This window comes from Frondihabitans sucicola, from assembly GCF_030296615.1.
Taxonomy (GTDB): Bacteria; Actinomycetota; Actinomycetes; order Actinomycetales; family Microbacteriaceae; genus Frondihabitans; species Frondihabitans sucicola.
Genome location: NZ_AP027732.1, coordinates 1,040,395 through 1,059,273, shown reverse-complemented (window position 1 = coordinate 1,059,273; position 18,879 = coordinate 1,040,395). Strand labels below are relative to the sequence as shown.

Sequence of the window (18,879 nt, the reverse complement as noted above, 5' to 3'; positions counted from 1 at the left end):
CGGGCGCCGGAGCCATCCCCGAGGGCCTCCGGTCCGAATCACCTCCATGACGACGACAGCCAGCGGCTCGGCCAGCGGGACGACGCGCGCACCTCTCGACCGCGCGTACGAGATCGGCACACCCATGACCCCGGTCGGCTACTACCCGAAGCACGGGCCTCTCCCGGCGGTGCTCGAGGTCCGCGGCCAGTCGGGCGCGTGGAACACGCCGGGCAGGCGACGGCAGCTGATGCTGTCCGACGGCGGCAGCGTGACCGAGACGCTGGTGACCGTCGACGCGCCGCACCGCTTCGTCTACGAACTGAGCAACTTCGAGAAGCTCTTCGGTCGGCTCGTCTCAGGGGCCCGCGCCGAGTGGGAGTACACCGCCGTCGCCGGGGGCACGCGCGTCGACTGGCAGTACACGTTCTTCGCCCGCCCCGGCGCCGGCCCCGTGCTGCGGGCCATCGTCTCGCTGTTCTGGGCACCGTACATGCAGCGAGTGCTTCCCGGGATCCTGGCGGAGATCGACCGGCAGGCCTCGCAGCGCTGAAGCGCGCCATACTGGCAGCAGCCCGAGGCCGCAACTCCGCAGCCCCGGAGCGCGAGGGAGCAGGCCCCATGTCCGAACTCACCGATGCCGCCTACGACGAGGTCGTCCTCACGCTCGGGCAAGATCCCGACGTCGACGTGACCGTGACCGACGACGGCCTGCTCGCCCACGGCAGACGCTTCGCGTTCCTCGACGACGACCGGCTCGTCGTAAGGCTTCCGGACGCCCGCGCGGCCGACCTCATCGCTCGCCGAGTCGTCGGCGGTCATACCGCGGGCGACGGCTGGGTCTCGGTGTCGAGCGTCGACCTCTGGCTCGAGCTGGCCGGTGAGGCGCACGCGTTCGTCGGCGAGCCCGCGGTGGGCGGGCAGTCCTGACGCCTCGCCCTACTCCGCCGCCGCATCGGCGCGCGCGACCAGGGCGTCGACGCGGGCCAGCAGAGGCCGAGGCCGCCGAGAACTGAACTCGGCCACTGGACACACAGCCGGGTCGCGCGCTAACGTCACCCCCATGAACACGATGAGCAGCTGGTGGCGCCTCACTTAGGCGACCCCTGCAGACTCATCCTCGAAACGGCCGCCTCTCGGGCGGCCGTTCCTGCGTGCCCCGTGCGAGAGGTGCCCCCTCCGAAAGGCACCCCGTGCGACTCCTCGACCGACTGACGGCTCCCGATGCGACCGAGCCGTTCGCGCTCCTCCGGCGCGGCTCCGCCGACCATGTCGTCGTCCTCACCGGCGACGTGGTGGACGTGACCGACCTCGCGTCGATCCCGCTCCGGCCCGAGCACGACGTCCTGACGCTCGTCCCGTTCGCGCAGATCCGCGAGCGCGGCTTCGACGCGCACGACGACGGCTCACCCCTGCGCTGCCTGATCGTCCACGAGCGCGAGGACGTTCCGCTCGCAGACGTCGACGCTCTCCGCGACGACAGCATCGTCGCCACCGGCGGGCGGTTCACCACCTCCGACGCGGCGTACGAAGAGGTCGTCCGAAGCGTCGTCTCCGACGACATCGGCACGGGCGCGGGCGCGAACTTCGTGATCCGGCGCGACTTCGAGGCCCGCGCCTACGCGTCCGGTCGACGTGCCGTGCTGGCGTGGTTCGCCAACCTCGTCCGGCAGGAGACCGGCGCCTACTGGACCTTCGCGATCGTCACCCCCGGGATCAACGTCGTCGGCGCCAGCCCCGAGAAGCACGTCGGCGTCGTGCGCGATCCTGCGACCGGCTCTCGCGTCGCGTCGATGAATCCGATCAGCGGCACCTATCGGCACCCCGCCACCGGCCCGGACGCCGGCGCGTTCACGGCGTTCCTCGGCGACACCAAAGAGACGGAGGAGCTCTTCATGGTCGTCGACGAGGAGATGAAGATGATGAGTCAGATCTGCGAGAAGGGCGGCAGGATCCGAGGCCCGTACCTGAAGCAGATGCGCGCGCTGACCCACACCGAGTACCTGCTGGAGGGCGAAACCGATCGTCACCCCGTCGACGTCCTGCGCCACTCGCTGTTCGCCCCGACGGTCACCGGCTCCCCCATGCAGAACGCCTGCGCGGTGATCCGCCGACGGGAGACCACCGGTCGCGGGTACTACGCGGGAGTCCTCGCCCTGTTCGAGAGCGATGGCAGAGGCGGGCACGACCTCGACGCGCCGATCCTGATCCGCACCGCGTACATCGGCGACGACGGGTACGTGCGCGTGCCGGTCGGCGCGACGCTCGTGCGGCACAGCGACCCGGCGTCCGAGGTACGGGAGACGAGCGCGAAAGCGGCCGGGATCCTGCGGGCGATCGGCGCAGGATCCCGGGAACCGGACACGCGCGAGGACGTCCGGCTGGCCGACGTCCCCGGAGTCGCCGAGCTGCTCGCCGCCCGAAACACGCGGCTCGCGCCGTTCTGGCTGGCACCGCAGGCACCGGCGCTCTCGCCCGAGGCCGCCCTGGCCGGCCGGCGCGCGGTGGTCGTCGACGCCGAGGACGACTTCAGCGCCATGCTCGCGCACCAGCTCAGGTCGTTCGGCCTTGCGGTCGACGTCGTGTCGTGGACTGCCCTCTCCGAAACGGGAACGCAGGATCCCGCCACCGCCGACCTTCTCGTCGCCGGTCCGGGCCCGGGCGATCCCCGTGATCCTGCCGCCCCTCGTCTGGCCGCGATGCGTCGGCTCATCGAGGCCCGCCTCGCGAGCGGACGCCCGCTGCTGGCGGTCTGCCTGAGCCACCAGCTCCTGGCCCTCGCGCTCGGCCTCGACGTCGGTCCGCTCGTCTCGCCCCACCAGGGCCGCGCCGTGCCGCTGGCGTACGACGGACTGAGCTCCGACGTCGGTTTCTACAACTCGTTCGCGGCGTTCGACGGCCCGCTGCCGTCGGGCGTCGCGTCGACGGTCGAGGCGGGATCGCGCGTGGTCCAGACCCTGTCGGGCCCCGGCTTCGCCTCGGTGCAGGGGCACCTCGAGTCGGTGCTGTCTCGTGACGGGCGTGCGATCCTGCGCGCTCTCGTCGAGCACGCGCTCGCGCCCGTCCGCGTGTCCTGACCCTGCGCGCCTTCCGCCCCTCTGTCCCTCCCGCTTCTCCCGTCCCCCCGCCCCTCGCCCCCTGTCCCTCCCGAAATCGAAGGGGATTTTGCGCGCACCGACCTTTTCATGCGGATCGGGGGCGGTCAGCGCGAAAATCCCCTTCGATTTCTGCGGGGCGGGGAGGGACGGGTCAGCTGGGGCGCAGCACGTTCTCCGCGAAGGCGGCGGCCCGCTCGCGCAGGGCCAGGATCCGCTCCTCGCGCGCGGCGTCGACGTCGAACCCGAGGTAGGCCGGCGGCACGGGGCGCCGCACGTTCGTCGAGCACTGGAACTCGGCGCAGACCAGGGTCCCGACCGTGTCGCCGTTGCGGCCAGCCGCACCGGCACGCTTCGCGCTAAAGAACACGACGTCGTTGGGCAGCTTGACGTCCTGGCACCAGGTGCACTGGGCGCGGGCCGCGGGGCGAGCGTCGGCCTCCCGAAGCAGGATCGCCGTCACCTCGCCTTCGCCACTCGGCACCACGACGTACGAACGCTTCGACATCTTGGGGTCACGCCAGCCGAGGTAGTCGACGGCTTCCCAGTCGAGCTCGTCGAAGTCGGGCGGGAGGGTGAGGACGCTGACCTCCTTGCGGGAGGCGTTGGCGAAGGAGGCGCGGATGATCTTTTCGGTCAGGGGAAGCATGGGTATCGCCGTTCGTGAGGGCCCGCGGCGTGCGCCTGCGGGCGAGAGTTCGTGGAGGGAAGAGCGCGCCGGGCACGACGAAGCGATGCCCGAGGTCGGCTCTATCTGCCGCCGGCGCGAAAACCGCCGGCGACCTCCCCGCGCCCCGAGGGCTCCACGATCGAGTTTCTGCTCACTCCCTCAGCGTAGCAACGACCGAAGCGACCGCAGATTCAGTCCCCCGATGCGAATTCAGCATGTACAAGACAGAATACTGCACTAGTGTTCGAAGTACTGCGGGAATGCGTCCCGCCCACGAAGGGGTGAACATGTCGTTAAAGAAAATGATCGTGGCCGCGGCGTTTGTCGTTGCCGTAAGCGGCACGCTGCTCGTGCCGAACGAGTCTGCACAAGCAGCCCAGTGCACGATCAAGAGCGTCACGACGACGAATGTCAGCGGCCGAGTCCAGGGAAACTCGACCACTCAGTGCCAGGTCGGACTCAAGGGCACAATCACGCAGCGGGTTTTCCACCGGTACCCGGGAATCATTCCCGACGCACAAGTCTTCTGGGGAGCGAAGCTGGGTCCCCAGAACGGAGCGGCCTTCACGTACTCGAATCGCCGATGCGATAACCAAACGGAGGCCGACTACGACACCCGAGTCACCGTCGACTACGGCGGTTCCAAGAACAGTGCAGCTAAGCGCATTCGGACCTGTGCCGGAACAGGTGGCTGATCGGTGACGACAACGCGAGGGCACACCCTCGTGGTCGACTCGCTCGTCGTGCGGCACCGGCGGCGGCACGCACTCGACGGGCTGAGCTTCGAGGCGGGGCGAGGTGTGCTGGCCGTGCTGGGTCCGAACGGCGCCGGCAAGTCGACGCTGTTCCGCGTTCTGGCGGGCCTCGCGAAACGGACGTCCGGCGTCGTCCTCTTCGACGGCGACGACTATCGCGACCGGAGCGGTCTTCGCGCTGTTCGCGCGACGCTCGGTTTCCAGCCGCAGGCGCCCGTCTTCAACACTGGCTTCACGGTTCTCGAAGCGGTCCGCTACGCCGCCTGGCTCAAGGGTGTCGGCCGACGCGAGTCCGCCGCGCTGGTCGACCGGGCTCTCGGCGCGACCCACCTGACCGACCTGGCATCGCGGCAGGTGCGACGGCTTTCCGGCGGGCAGCAGAAGCGAACGGCCATCGCCCAGGCAATCGTCCACGAGCCGCACCTCGTCGTGCTCGACGAGCCGACGGCGTCGCTCGACCCGACGGAACGACAGGCGGTTCTGGAGATCATCAGCCGACTGGGCCGACGGGCGACGGTGCTCGTGTCGACGCACATCACGTCCGATCTCGCTGCCGCAACGGACGTCCTCGTGCTGGACGCGGGTCGGGCGCAGTTCTCCGGCTCGAAGCGCGACTTCCGCGAGCGCACCCATGCGACCCATGCCACCGATGCGACCCCTGCGACCGACCTCGACGTGTGGGAAGCCGCCTACGCCGCGGTCCGCGGGGCGACGTGACATCGTTCGGGGCGGCGTGGCTGGCGTTGCGCCGCTCGCAGTTCCTTGCGCCGTCCGCGGTCATCGCGCTCGCAGGGATCGCCCTCGGGAGGGGCGAGACGGCGCCCGGCTTCTACGAGTGGCGCGATCGCACCGCCGCCGTCGCCGCGGCTCTCACCCTCGCCCTGCCTCTCCTCTCGGGCGTGTCCGCGTTCGCCGGGGCGCGACTCCGGCGATCGGCAGCCTTCGCGCTGATTCGTTCGGCGCCGGACGGAGGCGTGCGAGCCACCCTCGCCTTCCTCGCCGCGGCGGCCCTTCTGGCTGTCGCCGCCTTCACGGCGATGGCAGTCGGTATCTTCATTCCCTGGGGCTCGCCGGGGATCCCGAGGGGCAACCCCGACTGGTCGTGGCTCGTCTCGTCGGCGGTCGCCCTCGTCGCGGCCACCCTCGTCGGGTACGTCGTCGGGATCCTGCTGCCGTGGTGGTGGTCGGCGCCTGCCGCGTGTGTCGTCTCGTATGCCACGGGGGTCGTGATCCTGGTGCTCGGATCGGCTGTCACGCCGACGACGCCGATCCTGTCGCCGCTGTTCGTGGCATCCCTCGGCCCGTTCTTCCGGCTGAACGACGCCCTCTTCGAGGCGCGTTCGGCCTGGTTCGGCGGCTGCGCTCTGCTCGCGACGGCCGTTCTCCTGCTGTCCGTCGCCCGATCGCGACGGGCCGCGTCCGTCGTGGCGGTCTTCGGCGCCGGGCTCGTCGCGATCGGCGCGATCGGCGTCCTCGGCGCGTCGACAGGAATCAGTCTCGACCGGCCCAGCGCCGCGCTCCGGTGTGCGGGCTCCCACCCGCAGCTGTGTCTGAACCCTGCCTACGAGCCGGAGCGCGCGGCCCTTCGGGCGGCCCTCCTCCCGGTGGAGCGCCGACTCGACGAGACACCCTTCGCGTTCGACCGGGTGGAGCTCACCCAGCGGGGAGTCGGCGGCGATTCGCCTGCCGGCACCGCGGCCCTCCACGTCGACGACTTCACGACCGACTGGCAGACGAGAGACCTGTCCGAGTTCGTCCAGAGCATGCTCGACTCTCGCGGCCCGGGCTCGGCCTGCGCCCGATCGGGGCCGGGCGAACAGAACGGCTCAGCGCTCGTCTTCATCGGCTGGGCCGTCGGCAGTCGAGAGATCGCCGACTCCTGGGAAGGTGGCGGAGCTGCCTACGACAGGCTGAACTCACTCCCGCCCGACGCGCAGAAAGCATGGGTGACTCGGGGCGCGAGCGAGCTGTGCGCCGGCGAAGCACCCCTGTCGGAACTCTCGTGAAGGACCACGCCTCGAGCTTTCGGCTCGGGCGGATTCTCGTGGCCGTGTTCGCGGCAGGCCTCGTCTCGGGCTGGGGACGATCCCTCTCGGTCAGGATCGGGGACCAGGTCGACTTCCACGTGCCGGCCTCCCTGCTCCTGCCGTTGGCCGCCGCGTGCATCATCACCGGGGCCGTGATCGATCCGGTCGGGCCGATGGGCGCGACCTCCGTGCGACCGCTGCGACGGCTCGCAGCCGCGCGAGTGGCATCCTGCACCCTCGCCTTCGCCGTCGGACTGGCACTCGGACTGGCGGCGATCGGTGCACCGGCAGCCGACCTCGGTGTCGCGATGCGGAACGCCGGCCTCCTGCTGGGACTCTCTCTGGCGGCAGTGTCCGTCATCGACCTCGCCCTCGCGTGGCTGCCCTCGTGCGCCTACACGATCATCTGCATGGTGGCCGGCGTCGGATCCGACGGGACGCGGGTGCCGTGGGCGGTGCTGCTCGAGCAGGACGCGCAGGCGACCGCGCCGTGGATCGTCTCGGGCGGAGTCCTCGCCGTGGGGGCGTCGAGCGTGTCGACGCGACTGCGCCGGCTGCAGGCGCGCTGACGCGATCGGCACCGGATGCCGGCTGCGCCACGGAGGGCGCCAGAGGTCAGGCAGGCGCCTCCGCGCGACTGCCGGCCACGGCGTGCTGGTGGAAGCGATCCGCCACGGGCGTGCGGCGACGGTCGAGATGACCGCCGGAGGTCTCGACGAGGTCGTAGAGCCCCATGGTGAGGAGGTGATCGACCCGGGGGCTCGAGCTGTGACGATAGGTCCACTCGTACATGTCGAACAGCGGCCACCAGGTGTAGCCGACGACCGGAACCCCCTCGCCCCGGAGGTCGTGCAGGGCCGCGACGGACTCGTCCATCCAGGCGATCCGTTGCTCGACGCTTCCGGTGACGCACGTCTCGGTGAGCATGACCGGAGCGCCGTAGCGGTCGGCGTAGGTGGTCAGCACCTCGCGGAGCCCGTCGGTGCCGGCGTCGAAGAACGGTCGGGGATCGGCGAAGCCTCCGCCGTGGTGGACGCCCGCCTCGAACACCTCGGTCGAGTGCAGCGGATAATAGTTGACCCCCATCACGTCCGGCCTCACGGCGTTGTCCCGGAACCACGCCAGAAGGGCGTCGGTCACGCCGCCCCGGTGCAGCTGCGCGAGGAGCGGATGCCCGTCGCCGACGCCGCCGGTGACGAGGTCCTCGACGAGGAACGTCTGCTCGCGGAGCCGGGCGACCGTCTCCCGATGCTCAGGGGCGTCGGTGTCGCCCACGTAACGCATTCCGGCGTCGACGTGCACGAAGGTGGCGCGGTCCCCGAGCTGCTCGGCGATGCCCTGCTGAGTGAGGACGAAACCCCGGGCCAGCGAGGACGCGATCGACGCCAGGCCGGTCGGTCCCGACCGGTACGGGGGCCAGTAGGCGTACTCGCCGGAGAACAGCGCGTGGATCATCGGCTCGTTGACCGGGGTGTAGTCCGTGGCGACGTCGCCGTAGCGTTCCGCGAACCGACTCGCGAACTCGGCCATCCGCTCGGGGTAGTCGGGGTTCGCGAACTGGTCGTCGAGCCAGAGCGGCGTGCCGTAGTGGAGCAGATCGACGACCGGCCGGAGTCCCAGCTCCCGGAATCGGTCGAGCGCGCGATCGGTCCACGACCAGTCCCACGTCTCGGCCGTCGGGGCGACCCGGTACCAGGGCACGCCCCACCGCAGGAGCTCCGCCCCGACGGACGCGGCGAGTCCGAGGTCGGTCTCGACCTGCTCGTAGTGCTCGGTGAGTTCGTACTCGTCGATGGGCCGTTCTCCGGCGCGGCTCTGAGGCACGAAGGTGTCCTCGATGCCGAGTGCGAAGTGGAGGGCGCCGTCCTCGAACCATTTCATGGGCGTGCTCGTCTCAGGGTGGGGAGGGGTGGTGGGCTGCTGCTGCGACGTCATTTCAGCCCGGTGCTGGCGACGCTCTCGATGAAGCGACGCTGCACGAGGAGGAACATGATCGCGAGGGGGAGCACCGCGATCAGCGCGCCGGCCATCATCACGCCCTGCGGGATGATGCCGCCCGGGCCGGTCAGCAGAGTGAGTCCGGAGGTGATGGTGCCCATCTTCTGGTCGGTCGTGAAGACGAGCGGCCAGAGCAGGTCGTTCCAGTTGTTCACGAACGTGAAGATGCCGAGGGTCAGCAGCGCGGGGACCGCGTTGGGCAGGACCACGCTGCGGAACACCCGCCACTCCGACGCTCCGTCGATGCGCGCGGCGTTGTCGAGGTCGCGCGGCAGCGAGACGAAGAACTGTCGCAGGAAGAAGATCCCGAAGGCGTCGGCGGCTCTCGGGGCGATGAGACCTGCGAACGTGTTGACCCAGCCCAGCTGCGAGACCAGCTGGTAGATCGGAATGAGGGTGGCCTGGAACGGGATCATGAGGCTCGCGATGATGACGATGAGCAGGATCCTGGACCCTCGGAAGTCGAGTCGGGCCAGGGCGTAGGCGGCCAGGGAGTCGAACGCCAGGGCGAACACCGTCACACCCCCGGCGAAGCCGAAGCTGTTCGCGATGAGCCGGCCGAACGGCAGCTCCGAGAAGATCGCCCGGAAGTTGTCGAGCGTCCACTGGTGCGGGGCGAGCGTCGGCGGGAACGCGTTGACCTCCGAGGCGGGCTTGAAGGCCGTCAGCACGATGATGATCACCGGCAGCATGAGGGCGAACGTCACGATCAGGAAGCCCGCGAAGAAGATCCAGCGGCCGGGATCTCCGTGGCGGCGCGTGGTGGCGCGGCGAGCCAGGCGGACGCCCGGCCGAGTGAGTGCGGTCATGAGGCGGTGTCCTCTCCGCGACGTCCGAAGAACAGGAACTGGACGAGGCTGAGCAGCAGGGTGACGATGAGCAGGACGTAGGACAGGGCGGAGGCGAAGCCCAGGTCGAGGTCTTTGAAGCCGGACTGGTAGATCTGCATGACGATCGTCTCGGTGCTCCGGTAGGGGCCGCCTCCGGTGAGCACGTAGATCTGGTCGAACGCCTGCAGGGCGGCGATCACCGCGACGATGACGACGAAGGCCATCGTGTTGCTCAGCATCGGATAGGTGACGTTGGTGAATCTCTTCCACCCGCCGGCCCCGTCGAGCTGCGCCGCTTCGTAGAGGCTCTTCGGGATCTCCTGCAGGCCCGCCAGGAAGATGACCATGTAGAAGCCGAAGTTCTTCCAGACCGCGACGAGCACGACCGTCGGCATCGCGAGGGTGGGATCCTGCAGCACGTTCCCGATCCGGATCCCGACCGCCTGCAGCCAGTAGTTCGCGAGCCCGATCTGCGGATCGAGCAGATAGGACCACGCGAACGCCGCGACCGCGAGCGAGACGATGAACGGCAGGAACAGGGTCGAACGGAAGAATCCGCGGAACGGCAGCCGGGGGCTGTTGACCACGAGGGCCAGGACCAGTGCCACGACGATGGAGACGGGCGTGAAAAGGACCGCGTAGAGCGCCGTGTTCGCCATCGCCTTGAGGATGTCCGAGTCGGTGAAGACCCGGACGTAGTTCGCCAGGCCCACGAAACTCGGGGTTCCGAACCCGCTGGCGTCGGTGAACGACAGTCGGAGCGCCGAGATCATCGGCCAGCCGACGAAGGCGGCCAGGATCACGAGCGCCGGGGCCAGGAACCCGACGATCGTGGCCCGTCGCTTGAAGGTCCCGTTCAGGCGAGTGCGTCCGCCGATTTGGCCCGGGGGCCGGTACGGGCGCTTCCGCTGGAGCTGCTGAGTGGTCACGGGATCACTTCGACAGTGCCTGCTGGATGCTCGACTGAGCATCGCCGAGGAGCTGCTTCGGATCGCCACCGGCGACCGCCTTCTGAGTGGCGGTGTCGATCGCCGTCAGCACGTCGGTGCTGTCGACGACTCCCGGCAGGAGAGCCCGCGTGTTCGGCGCGATCTTCGTGAGACTCGCGACGGTCGCGTTCGAGTCGACGTCCGCTGCCGACACGTCGGTGCGCAGCGGAGGCCAGCCGGAACCGAGCGACCAGGTCGTCGCCGTCGACTTCTCGTTGAAGTAGGCGAGGAACTTCTCGGCCGCCTGCTGCTTCGCGGTGTCCGTCTGGGCGGTCACGCCGAGGGAGATGCCGATGGCCGAGGCGGCCTGGGCCTTCGGGCCGGCCGGGATCGCGGCGAGGCCGTAGTCGATCTTGGATGCGGTGGCGACACCGGCCATCCAGGGCCCTCCGACCTCCATCGCCGTCTTGCCGGCGGTGAAGAGCTTGTCGGCTGCGATCCCGTCGGTGCCGGTCGGCGAGATCTTGTCCTGCCGGATGGCGTTCGCCCAGTAGGTCAGCGTCTCGACGTTCGCCTTCGAGTCGATCGTCGCCTTGGTTCCGGCGGCGTTGGTGATGGAACCCCCGTTGCCTTCGAACAGGCTCGGCCAGATCCCGTTGCCGACCGTGGCGTGATCCGGCAGAACCAGGCCGTACTGCTCCGGCGTTCCGTCACCGTTGGAATCGACGGTCAGCTTCTTCGCGTCGGACACCCACTCGTCCCACGTGGTCGGGAACGTCGTGATCCCGGCCTTGGCGAACAGCGTCTTGTTGTAGATGACGGACAGCGGGACGAAGCCGCTCGGGACGCCGTACTTCTTGCCGTCGACCGTCTCCATCGAGACGGCCTCCGCCTTCAGCTTCGACGTGTTGCTCGACGGCTTCGCGTAGAAGTCGTCCAGGTCGACCAGGGCGTGCTTCTTCGCGTAGACGGGCAGGCGGTCGGACGTCATGGCGACGATGTCGGGACCGTTCTTGGACGACAGGGCCGGAAGGAGCGTGTCGTCGATGACGGCCCAGGTCTTCGTCTGCGTCTTGATCGTGATGTTCTTCTGCGAGGCGTTGAACTTCTTGACGATGTCGTCGAGCACACCGCCGTCCGCCTCCGTGTAGCCGTGCCAGAAGGTCAGCGAGACCTTCTCGGAGGAGGACGAGGCACCGGTCGAACCGGCGCATCCGGTGAGTCCTAGTGCCGCGACGGCTGCGGTCGCGACGACTGCGATCAGCTTCTTCACTGCGAACCTGCTATCTGCTCTCGACCTCTTCGTCCGAGAGCCCTCGGGGAATGTGTTCTTGATTTACATCGATGTAAATCGAGAAACTACGGCAGCGCGAGGACGCTGTCAACCGGGTGGCCGAGAAAAGTCGCGGCGACCTCAGGCGACGGAGGAGAGGCCGGACGATTCGCGGACGACGAGCGAGAAGCTCGTCTCGATCTGCTCGGGGCGGAGCCTGGTCCTCGTGCCCTCGAGGCTGTCGACGAGCAGGTCCACCGCGGTCCGCGCGATCTCGTCGCGACCCGGCGAGACGGTCGTGAGAGACGGCGTCGAGTAGGCGCTGTCCTCGATGTCGTCGAAGCCCGTGACCATGACGTCCTCGGGGATGCGCCGACCGCTGCGCTGCAGGGCGCGCATCACACCGAGCGCGAGAGCGTCGTTGAAGCAGACCACGGCGTCGAACTCGACGCCGCTCGCGATCAGGCGTTCCGTGGCCTCGACCCCGTAGGTCCGGTGCCAGAGGGCCGCCGTCAGCACCAGGTCGGGATCGACCTCGAGGCCGCGCGCCTGGAGGGCGGTGGTGTAGCCGCGGAGCCGAGAGGCTCCCGTACCGATGGGGCCGTCGGGGTGCGCCCCGACCACGGCCACGCGCCGCCGACCGCGATCCAGCACATGCTCGGTGGCAGCCCGGATCGCCCCCTCGTTGGACATCGTGACGTGGTCGGCCTTGCTTCCGTCGATCCACTCGCCGAGCACCACCAGCGGGAACTCGACGTCGAGCTGCCGCACGTCGTCGGGCCCGAGGGCGAGCGGGCTGTAGATCAGGGCGTCGATCGAGTGCTTCCGCATCGTCGAGACGACGCTGATCTCGGTGTCGCGGCCGGCTGCCGTCTGCTCGATGAGGACGGTGTAGCCGCGCGTCTGGGCGGCGCGGATCACGGCGTCGGCGAGCTCCGCGAAATAGGCCTGGCTGAGCTCCGGGACGGCGAGTCCGATGACGTGCGTGCGCCCGACCCGGAGGTTGCGGGCGGACACGTTGATCTCGTAGTCGAGTTCGCCGACCGCCGTCATGACGCGGTCGCGCATCTTGGCGGACACGTGCTCGTAGCCGGAGAGCACGTTCGAGACCGTCTTGACGGAGACGCCGGCGAGTCGGGCGACATCCTGCATGGTCGCTGGCGACCTCACCCCGCCTGCCATGCTGACTCCCACGTGTTCTCCGGCCCCCGACGACGGAGACACCCGCGACAGGAACATAACGCAGTTCGGCGCCGCGAGTCGAGCCGGGCCCACCCCTACGACTTCGCGAGCACGTGCTCCCGCAGCGCCGGGATGACCTTCTCGCCGTAGAGCCGGAGGGTCTCCTCCTTGTCGTCGTGGTCGAGATAGCCGGCGAACTGGGTGACGCCGATCGCCTCGAACTCCTTGAGCTTCGCGATGTGCTCGTCGACGGAGCCGATCACGCAGAAGCGCGACACGATCTCGTCGGGCACGAAGGCGACGTGCGAGTTCCCGGCGCGGCCGTGCTCGTTGTAGTCGTAGCCCTCTCGGCCCGCGATGTAGTCGGTCAGGGCCGTCGGCACGGTGCCGTCGCTGCCGTACTTCTCGACGATGTCGGCGACGTGGTTGCCCACCATGCCGCCGAACCAGCGGCACTGCTCGAGGGCGTGCTCTCGATCCGATGCGCTGCCGTCGGTCACGTACATCGGCGCTGCCACGCAGAACTTGATGGCATCAGGATCCCGCCCCGCCCCGACCGCAGCAGCCCTCACGGTGTCGATCATCCACTTCGCGATGTCGACGTCGCCGCACTGAAGGATGAAGCCGTCGCCGACCTCGCCGGCGATGGCGAGCGCGCGCGGCCCGTACGCGGCCACCCAGACGTCGACCGACGACCCGCGAGACCAGGGGAACCGGATCGTCGACCCGTTGACGACCGCGGACCTCCCGTTCGCGAGCTCCCGGATGACGCCGATCGACTCCGCGAAGTCCTTCAGCGTGACCGGCGACCCGTTCGTGACGCGCACGGCAGAGTCGCCGCGGCCGATGCCGATGATGGTCCGATTGCCGAACATCGCGTTCAACGTCGCGAAGGTGGACGCCGTGACTGTCCAGTCGCGCGTGGCCGGGTTCGTCACCATGGGCCCGACGACGATGCGCGACGTCTGCGACAGGATCTGCGAGTGGATGACGTACGGCTCCATCCACAGGATGTGGGAGTCGTAGGTCCAGAAGTGATCGAACGAATGCTCCTCGGCCAGGCGGGCCAGGGCGATCGTCCGGGCGGCGGGCGGGTTGGTCTGTACGACGACGCCGAAATCCATCAGATGTCCTTAGATCAGGTACTGCGAGAGGCCGCGCTTGAAGTAGCGACCGTCGCCCTTGGTGCCGAGGTACTGCCCGTCGTCCACGACGACCTTGCCGCGCGAGAGGACCGTGTCGACGTGGCCGTCGATCTCGAAGCCCTCCCAGGCCGAGTAGTCCATGTTCATGTGGTGGGTTCTTCCGGGAGCCGTGCCGATCGAGGTGTGGCCGGCAGGATCGTAGATCACCACGTCGCCATCGGCACCGGGCTGAATGACTCCCTTCTTGCCGTACATGCCGAACATGCGCGCGGGTGTCGTCGAGCAGAGCTCCACCCAGCGCGGCAGGCTGATCTCGCCCATCACGACGCCCTGGTAGATGAGGTCCATGCGGTGCTCGACCGACCCGATCCCGTTCGGGATCTTCGAGAAGTCGGAGAGCCCCAGGTCTTTCTGGCCCTTCATGCAGAAGGGGCAGTGGTCGGTCGAGATCACCTGGAGGTCGTTGGTGCGGAGGCCGCGCCACATGTGGTTCTGGTGCCCCTCCGCCCTGGCGCGAAGAGGCGTGGAGCACACCCACTTCGCACCCTCGAACGAACCCCACTCGTCGCTCGTCGCACCGAGCTGATCCTCGAGCGACAGGTACAGGTAGGCGGGGCAGGTCTCGGCGAACACGTTCTGCCCCGTGTCGCGCGCCGCCGTGATCTGGTCGAGCGCCTGCTTCGCGCTGACGTGGACGACGTAGAGCGGCGCCCCGGTGAGGTTCGCCAGCATGATCGCGCGGTGAGTCGCCTCCTCCTCGGCCTGCCAGGGTCGCGTGAGGCCGTGGAAGTACGGAGACGTGTCACCGCGCGCGATCGACTGCTGCACGAGCACGTCGATCACGCTGCCGTTCTCGGCGTGCATCATCATGAGGCTGCCGTTGTCGCTGGCCCGCTGCATCGCCTTGACGATCTGGCCGTCGTCGCTGAGGAAGACGCCCTTGTAGGCCATGAAGAGCTTGAAGCTCGAGACGCCCTCGTTCAGCAGCTCGTCCATCGCGGTCAGCGACGAGTCCTGGACGTCCGACAGGATCTGGTGGAACCCGTAGTCGACCGCGCAGTTCCCGGCCGCCTTCTCGTGCCAGAGGGCGAACTGGTCGAGGACGTTCTCGCCCGCGTACTGCACGACGAAATCGACGATGCTGGTCGTGCCGCCCCAGGCCGCGGCGCGGGTGCCCGTCTCGAACGTGTCGCTGGCGAACGTGCCGCCGAACGGCATCTCCATGTGGGTGTGGGCGTCGATCCCGCCCGGGATGACGTACTTGCCGGCTGCGTCGACCACGCGGTCGACGTTGGCCGCGAGGTCGAAGCCGAGGAGGGATGATCCGGGTGCCACGACCCCCGCGATCGTCTCGCCGTCGATGAGGACATCGGCTTGCGCGACCCCCGTGCTGTTGACCACGGTGCCGTTCGTGATGAGCGTCTTCATGGCTACGGGGCGACGATCGGGCCGTAGACGTCGGGGCGGCGGTCGCGGTAGAACTGCCAGTCGTCTCGGACCTGCCGGATGAGTCCGAGGTCGATCTCGCGCACCAGGAGCTCCTCGTGCGTGCCGCTGCCCTTCTCCCCGACGAAGTTGCCCTGCGGGTCGACGACGTACGAGGTCCCGTAGAAGTCGACGGCCTTGTCGCCGTACTCGTTGTCCTCTTTGCCGACCCGGTTGGGCACGGCCACGAAGTAGCCGTTCGCCGCGGCGGCCGCGGGCTGTTCGAGCTCCCAGAGCCGGTTGGAGAGACCCGGCTTGGACGCGTTGGGGTTGAAGACGATCTCGGCACCGCCCAGGCCGAGCACGCGCCACCCCTCGGGGAAGTGGCGGTCGTAGCAGATGGTGACGCCGATCTTGCCGACGGAGGTGTCGAAGACCGGCCAGCCGGTGTTGCCGGGGCGGAAGTAGAACTTCTCGTAGAAGCTCTCGAGCTGCGGGATGTGGTGCTTGCGGTACTTGCCGAGGACTCGGCCATCCGCCTCGACCACGACGGCCGTGTTGTAGTAGACCCCGGGCATCTCCTCCTCGTAGATCGGCAGGATCATCACGAGGTGCAGTTCGGCCGCGAGGGCCGCGAAGCGAGTCACCACCGGGCCATCTACGGGTTCCGCGAACGAGTAGTACTTCTTCTCCTCGGTGATGCCGAAGTACGGGCCGTAGAACAGCTCCTGGAAGCAGATCACGTCGGCCCCCTGCGCCGCCGCGTCTCGTGCGAAGTTCTCGTGTTTGTCGAGCATCGACTCTTTGTCGCCGGTCCATGTCGTCTGCGTGATCGCCACCGTCACCATTGCCAGGCTCCTGCCCTTCGAACGAACGTCTCCCTTGGACAGTACCCAGGGAGCACGTTTCGAGGTTGTTAATCCGGCCCGGTCAGTCGAAGCGGCGCGTCGTCAGACGCAGGACCGACAGGGCGAGCGACAACCGCACCCGGCCCCGCGGTGTCCTGAGGTCGAAGCCGAGCCGATCGCCGTAGTAGGCCAGGTGGGCCTGCACGGTCGAGTGGTGGAACCCGAGGTCGAGCGCAACGGCCCGAACGCTCTCCGACACGGCGAGGGATTCGAGCAGGGGCAGGGCTGCCGGGTGAGCTCCCAGCAGAGTGCGCAGCGCCGTGAGATCCGGGTCGTCCGCGGAATCCCCGTCCGCCGCGTCGGCGAGGGCGAGCAGGATCCCGAGATCGTCCGCGCGGACCACGGGCTCGCGCTCGTCCGTGAGCCGAAGCGCCACGAGCGCCGACGCCCACGACTCGTCGAGGGCCTCTGGCCTGCGAGCGAGCCCGATCCCGACGGGCCCCACCGACCCGGCGTGATCCTGCGCGACCCCGACCCGGACCCGACCGAACGGCGTCTCCACGACGACGCTCGGCGTGACCGGCGCCGTCGGGCCGACCTCACCCGCAGCGGGAGCAGCGACGACCCGGTACGACGTGCCCGCGTCGAGGGAGAGCCTGCGAGCGGCCTCGAGGCGTTCAGTCGGCGGCGTCCCGGCGTCGATGACCGTCTCGAGCGCTCGCCGAGCGGCTCCGGCCGGTGTCCGGTCGAGAACGATGGCCACGGCGAGCGCGAGGCGCTCCAGGATCATCTCGTCGTTGGCGTGAGCGGGCCCGGATCGTTCGATCCAGACGCGGCCGTCGTGGGCGACGGGGTGGGAGGGCCACGGCGCCTGGGCTGGGTCGGGAGCCCCCGGATCCTGCGCCCTCTGCAGGACGCCGTTGGCCGCCACCCGCAGCACGACCCCGTGGGCGTCGCACCCCGCCGCCTGCCCGCTGAGCACCGCGGCACCGCGCAGCAGCACCTCGATCGACGCGTGCCCGTCGACGAGCGCGTCGAAGTACGAGATGACCTTGAGGCTCTCGCTCGCCTCGGGGTCGAGCGCGGTGAGCCGACCGACCAGTTCTTGCATCGTTGCCGTCCGTGGGTTGAATCCTGCGCCTCACCTTAGACCGCAGCCAGGATGCTCAGCACTCGAGATGCTCAGGCACTCGACATGCTCAGGCGCCCAGGATTCGATGGAGCCACCTGACGCGCGCGGCTCGCGCCTCGACCGAGAGCTGTGCCTGGGGCGCCATCGCGTCGAAGCCGTGGAAACCGCCCGGCCAGACGTGCAGCTCGGCGATGCCTCCGACGGCCCAGATCTTCGAGGCGTAGGCGACGTCCTCGTCGCGGAAGACCTCGGCCGTCGCGCAGTCGATGAACGTGGGCGGCAGGCCGGAGAGATCCTGCGCTCGCGCCGGGGCCGCGTAGATCGAGACCTCGTCGGTGAATCGCCGGTCGCCGAGCAGGGCGTCCCAGCCGGTGTCGTTGCTGCCCCGGTCCCACACGCCGAAGCCGTCGATCTGGTGGCTCGACACGGTCTCGTTCCGGTCGTCGAGCATGGGGTAGATGAGCAGCGAGCCGGCCAACGCCGGGCCGCCCTCGTCGCGGGCCTTGAGGCTCACGCCGGCGGCCAGTCCGCCGCCGGCGCTGGCACCCCCGATGACCAGGCGTGCGGGGTCGAAGCCGAGCTCGTCGGCGTGCTCCACCGTCCAGAGGAGGCCCGCGTAGCAGTCGTCGACCGGCGTCGGGTCCGGGAACTCGGGCGCCAGACGGTACTCGACCGAGACGACGACCGCGTCGAACTCCTCGACCCACTGGAGGTATTCGTCCGCACCGGTGAAGCGGTCGCCGATGATCATGCCGCCACCGTGGGTGTGGAAGATCCCGGGGCCGCCTGCGACGTGGCCCTGCTTCGTGAAGACGGACACGGTGATCTCGCCGTCCGCGACGGGGATCCTGCGCTCTTCGTGGTCGATCGGCCGCCCGCCGAGCAGATCGGCGATGACGGGAAGAGGGACGCCCGTGCGCATCGGCTCGATCATCTCCGGGGTGAGGGTCGGCGGCATCGCTTCGGCGAGCACGGCGAGCACGGCGCCCAGTTCGACGTCGAACGGCGGGGCGGGGTGGATTTCGGTCTTCTCTGACATGACGGCCTCCAGCTGTCTGACCACGGCTCTGTGGTCGCCTCCATCTTCCGCCTCGAAGCTCCCCGCCCCCACCGCCGCAGCGGCGCAATCCCGGCCCCTTGGCCCGCCGACTGGCGGACTCGAGCGTGCGGCCTCCGGAGAGTCACGACGCGCGTCGTCGGCTCAGCGGCTCCGAACGCCCTCGCCGGCCAGCTCTCGGACGAGGTCGGCGGTCAGCGTCAGGCTCGGGCCGTTGCTCGACTGCGCCTCCAGGTCGTGCAGCCAGGCGGCGTCGATCGGGCCGACCTTGCTGTTGTCGAACGCGAACGCGAGCGGAACGGTGTGGCTGAGCCAGATGCTGCCGCGCTCCGTCCCCGCGCCGATCGCGTTCCACGAGAAGAAGAAGCCCTCACCGCGACGCAGCTTCGCGCCGATCGCGATCTGGAGGTGCACCAGGGTGCGGTCGTCGAACGGGAAGCTCAGCGAACCGTAGAGGAGAGTTCCCACGGGGTTCCCCTTCGTCGTCTCGGCACGGGATGGGTCGCCGGATCAGGGAACGACCCACCCCGCGCA

General features: G+C 69.1%; 19 protein-coding genes. 7 read left to right on the top strand and 12 right to left on the bottom strand.

Annotation, left to right across the window (positions count from 1 at the left end):
- Window positions 1-46: 46 nt before the first annotated feature.
- From QUE79_RS05565 to QUE79_RS05555, 3 genes are all read left to right on the top strand, one after another.
- The gene (locus QUE79_RS05565; protein ID WP_286345807.1) at window positions 47-532 is read left to right on the top strand and encodes an SRPBCC family protein; all 486 of its coding nucleotides are present in this window, start codon (window positions 47-49) and stop codon (window positions 530-532) included.
- Between the two features lie 68 nt (window positions 533-600).
- Entirely contained in the window at window positions 601-909 is a 309-nt protein-coding gene (locus tag QUE79_RS05560) for a hypothetical protein (protein ID WP_286345806.1), read from the top strand.
- Window positions 910-1,172: 263 nt separating this feature from the next.
- A complete protein-coding gene (locus tag QUE79_RS05555; protein WP_286345805.1) occupies window positions 1,173-3,056 on the top strand; it encodes an anthranilate synthase family protein in 1,884 nt (627 codons plus the stop codon).
- 172 nt (window positions 3,057-3,228) lie between these two features.
- On the opposite strand, the gene QUE79_RS05550 is transcribed toward QUE79_RS05555, so the two are convergent.
- Entirely contained in the window at window positions 3,229-3,723 is a 495-nt protein-coding gene (locus tag QUE79_RS05550) for an FBP domain-containing protein (protein WP_286345804.1), read from the bottom strand.
- Window positions 3,724-4,031: 308 nt separating this feature from the next.
- Here QUE79_RS05550 and QUE79_RS05545 point away from each other — a divergent pair, with 308 nt between their 5' ends.
- Genes QUE79_RS05545 through QUE79_RS05530 form a run of 4 tightly spaced genes read left to right on the top strand, consistent with a single transcriptional unit; the run spans window position 4,032 to window position 7,095 of the window.
- Window positions 4,032-4,439, top strand: coding sequence for a hypothetical protein (locus QUE79_RS05545; RefSeq protein ID WP_286345803.1), 408 nt, complete (start codon window positions 4,032-4,034; stop codon window positions 4,437-4,439).
- A gap of 3 nt (window positions 4,440-4,442) precedes the next feature.
- On the top strand, window positions 4,443-5,216 hold the full coding sequence (locus QUE79_RS05540; protein ID WP_286345802.1) for an ABC transporter ATP-binding protein: 774 nt from the start codon (window positions 4,443-4,445) through the stop codon (window positions 5,214-5,216).
- Complete coding sequence (locus QUE79_RS05535) at window positions 5,213-6,505, top strand: hypothetical protein (RefSeq protein ID WP_286345801.1); 1,293 nt, start codon at window positions 5,213-5,215, stop codon at window positions 6,503-6,505. Before QUE79_RS05540 ends, QUE79_RS05535 begins: the two co-directional genes overlap by 4 nt.
- Complete coding sequence (locus QUE79_RS05530; RefSeq protein ID WP_286345800.1) at window positions 6,502-7,095, top strand: hypothetical protein; 594 nt, start codon at window positions 6,502-6,504, stop codon at window positions 7,093-7,095. The genes QUE79_RS05535 and QUE79_RS05530 overlap by 4 nt, the downstream gene beginning before the upstream one ends.
- A gap of 46 nt (window positions 7,096-7,141) precedes the next feature.
- Here the strand turns inward: QUE79_RS05530 and QUE79_RS05525 are convergent, their stop codons facing one another.
- From QUE79_RS05525 to QUE79_RS05475, 11 genes are all read right to left on the bottom strand, one after another.
- Window positions 7,142-8,407: a family 1 glycosylhydrolase gene (locus QUE79_RS05525; RefSeq protein WP_286345799.1), complete on the bottom strand. Its 1,266-nt coding sequence runs from the start codon at window positions 8,405-8,407 to the stop codon at window positions 7,142-7,144.
- Window positions 8,408-8,457: 50 nt separating this feature from the next.
- A complete protein-coding gene (locus QUE79_RS05520) occupies window positions 8,458-9,333 on the bottom strand; it encodes a carbohydrate ABC transporter permease (RefSeq protein ID WP_286345798.1) in 876 nt (291 codons plus the stop codon).
- Entirely contained in the window at window positions 9,330-10,283 is a 954-nt protein-coding gene (locus QUE79_RS05515) for a carbohydrate ABC transporter permease (protein WP_286345797.1), read from the bottom strand. The genes QUE79_RS05520 and QUE79_RS05515 overlap by 4 nt, the downstream gene beginning before the upstream one ends.
- A 4-nt stretch (window positions 10,284-10,287) precedes the next feature.
- Window positions 10,288-11,556: an ABC transporter substrate-binding protein gene (locus tag QUE79_RS05510; RefSeq protein ID WP_286345796.1), complete on the bottom strand. Its 1,269-nt coding sequence runs from the start codon at window positions 11,554-11,556 to the stop codon at window positions 10,288-10,290.
- A gap of 141 nt (window positions 11,557-11,697) precedes the next feature.
- Complete coding sequence (locus QUE79_RS05505) at window positions 11,698-12,708, bottom strand: LacI family DNA-binding transcriptional regulator (RefSeq protein ID WP_286345795.1); 1,011 nt, start codon at window positions 12,706-12,708, stop codon at window positions 11,698-11,700.
- Window positions 12,709-12,833: 125 nt separating this feature from the next.
- Window positions 12,834-13,862, bottom strand: coding sequence for a TIGR03842 family LLM class F420-dependent oxidoreductase (locus QUE79_RS05500; protein ID WP_286345794.1), 1,029 nt, complete (start codon window positions 13,860-13,862; stop codon window positions 12,834-12,836).
- 9 nt (window positions 13,863-13,871) lie between these two features.
- Entirely contained in the window at window positions 13,872-15,311 is a 1,440-nt protein-coding gene (gene hydA, locus QUE79_RS05495) for a dihydropyrimidinase (RefSeq protein ID WP_286345793.1), read from the bottom strand.
- Between the two features lie 2 nt (window positions 15,312-15,313).
- The gene (locus QUE79_RS05490; RefSeq protein WP_350271641.1) at window positions 15,314-16,156 is read right to left on the bottom strand and encodes a nitrilase-related carbon-nitrogen hydrolase; all 843 of its coding nucleotides are present in this window, start codon (window positions 16,154-16,156) and stop codon (window positions 15,314-15,316) included.
- Window positions 16,157-16,238: 82 nt separating this feature from the next.
- On the bottom strand, window positions 16,239-17,267 hold the full coding sequence (locus tag QUE79_RS05485; RefSeq protein ID WP_286345792.1) for a helix-turn-helix domain-containing protein: 1,029 nt from the start codon (window positions 17,265-17,267) through the stop codon (window positions 16,239-16,241).
- A gap of 88 nt (window positions 17,268-17,355) precedes the next feature.
- Complete coding sequence (locus QUE79_RS05480; protein ID WP_286345791.1) at window positions 17,356-18,327, bottom strand: alpha/beta hydrolase; 972 nt, start codon at window positions 18,325-18,327, stop codon at window positions 17,356-17,358.
- 162 nt (window positions 18,328-18,489) lie between these two features.
- The gene (locus tag QUE79_RS05475) at window positions 18,490-18,813 is read right to left on the bottom strand and encodes a DUF7882 family protein (RefSeq protein WP_286345790.1); all 324 of its coding nucleotides are present in this window, start codon (window positions 18,811-18,813) and stop codon (window positions 18,490-18,492) included.
- Window positions 18,814-18,879: the final 66 nt, after the last annotated feature.